Origin of the sequence: Archangium sp. (genome assembly GCF_036389735.1) — a bacterium.
Lineage (GTDB): Bacteria > Myxococcota > Myxococcia > Myxococcales > Myxococcaceae > Archangium.
This window is the reverse complement of record NZ_DASVWK010001063.1, coordinates 1-1933: the sequence shown is the minus strand read 5'-3', so window position 1 is coordinate 1933 and position 1933 is coordinate 1. Positions and strand designations below refer to the sequence as shown.

Genomic DNA, 1933 nt, shown 5'->3' with positions numbered 1-1933 from the left:
AGGAGCGGCCCGCGGCCTCGAGGCGCAGGCTCGGGATGCCGGGCTGGGACAGGGCCCGGGTGAGGAGGGCCAGCGACGCGGGGGGGAGCACCTCCGCCAGCGGTCGGCCCAGGAGCGTCTCCGGAAGTCGCCCCAGCAGGGCCTCGGTGTTGGCGCTCACCAGCGCGAGGGTGAACTCCGACTCGGAGAAGGCCAACAGCACCCCGTGGGGTTGGATGCCCCCCAGCAGGTGGATGGGCTCCCGGTCGCACTGGGACAGGTCCGCTTCAGAGAGGGGGGGGCGCATCGGCATGGACCTCGCGCAGCCAGGCCTCGAAGGCCTCGAAGGTGTCCTGGGCCCCCCGCACCACCCGGGGGGTGAGCGCCGGGTCCGGACAGGCGCGCGTGACGGCCTCGCCAAAGGCCTTCCACATGGGCCCCACGGCCGCGCCGTAGGCCCGGAAGAAGGCGAAGTCGCCCACGGGGACGCCCTCGAAGTGGCGCGTGAGGTGACGCAGGAGGAGCTGCCCCCCGAGCGTCGCCCCCTCCAGGACATAGAGGGCGCCAAGCGCCTCGGGTACGTCGGGCAACGAGGGCGGAGACGAGAGCCGTGGCAGGCGTGCCAGCGAGGCCTCGTCATGGCCGAACCCTCGGAGGTCGACCTCCAGCAGCGGCAACTTCCAGCGCTCGGCGAGGCGCAGCTCCGGGAAGCGCCCTTCCAGCCGATCGGCGAGGGCCGCTTCCAGCGGGTGATGGAGGCCGTAGAGGGCCTCCAGGTGGCGCCGGTACCCGGCGGGGGTGAGACCTGGGTCCATCAGGCGCACCACACGCTCGGCGCGTTCATGGTGCGGGCGGGTCTCCGACTTCAAGGTCTGCAACAGGGAGGAAGGCTCGGGGGACAAGATTCTTCCGAGCATGTGCACGGACCGGGAGCGAGGGAACGCTCCCGATGTGCGAGTGTCAACCTTCCGCCAGCCCGGTGGGGAGGGGGCACGGGGCGCGCGTCCCTCCCCGCCCGCCCCCCTCCGGCCCTCATCACCGCGACATCAAGGGATGTCGCACGCGCCGCTGCCGGTGCCGTCGTCGTAGCAGATGTAGCCCGAGCGGCAGGAGCCCTGGCCACCCACGCCCGTGCACGTGGCGAAGCAGTAGGCGGCGGTGCCCGCGCTGTTGCCAAAGCACTTGGAGCCTGCCGGGCAGGTGGAGTCGAGGCAGTCCAGGGTGCAGTAGCCCTGCGGAGCGTCCGTCGCGCACAGGCCATCCGTCCCGCAGTCCGCGTTGCTGGTGCAGGGCTGGCCCACCTTCGAGCCCACCGGCTCCGACTCCACCTTGTAGGGCACCAGGGCGAAGCTGATGTTCTGCACCGTCTGGCTCTTCTTCACCTCGAGGGGCTCCATCTCGGTGAAGTCCCGCCAGACGCCCACGCGATCGCCATCCTCGAAGAACTTCCCGTCCCCGGTGTCGTCGATGGAGGCCAGCACGTAGTAGGTGCGCGGCTTGAGCGACACGGAGTAGCTGTAATTGCCCTGCGCCGGCACCAGCCAGGCCCCGTCTTCATCGTCCAACTGCCACTCGCCCAGGGCGTCCTTGTAGAGGAAGGCGATGACGGCGTCCTTGTCCTGCGTGGCACCCACGCGGAACTTCACCAGCACCTCGGCGGAGCCCACGCTGGAGGCCAGGGCGAGCTGCGCCACGTAGCTGCCGTTGGCCAGCGACCCGGGATTGACGGTCACCGTGAGCGGAACCGACTGGTAGGCCGGGACGGACAGCGAGCGGGTGGAGAGGGACACCGCGGAGGACTGCGCACCGGAGACGGTGGCGGTCACCTGGAGCGTGCCACCGCCGACGTTGCGCACCGTGAGCTGCTGGGAGCCAGCGCTGGAGAAGGACAGCTGCGTGGTGCTCACCCCGAGCTTCGGCGGCGCGTTGGTGTCGGTGGCGCCCAGCGCCCGCC

General features: G+C 71.0%; 1 protein-coding gene and 2 pseudogenes. All 3 read right to left on the bottom strand.

Annotated elements, in window-relative coordinates; genetic code table 11:
* Window positions 1-286 (bottom strand): annotated as a pseudogene (locus VF794_RS38035) (histidine kinase); the annotation flags it as partial.
* The gene (locus VF794_RS38030) at window positions 267-896 is read right to left on the bottom strand and encodes a biliverdin-producing heme oxygenase (RefSeq protein ID WP_331118313.1); all 630 of its coding nucleotides are present in this window, start codon (window positions 894-896) and stop codon (window positions 267-269) included. The gene VF794_RS38030 and the pseudogene VF794_RS38035, both read right to left, overlap by 20 nt.
* A 129-nt stretch (window positions 897-1025) precedes the next feature.
* Window positions 1026-1933 (bottom strand): annotated as a pseudogene (locus tag VF794_RS38025) (peptidase S8); the annotation flags it as partial.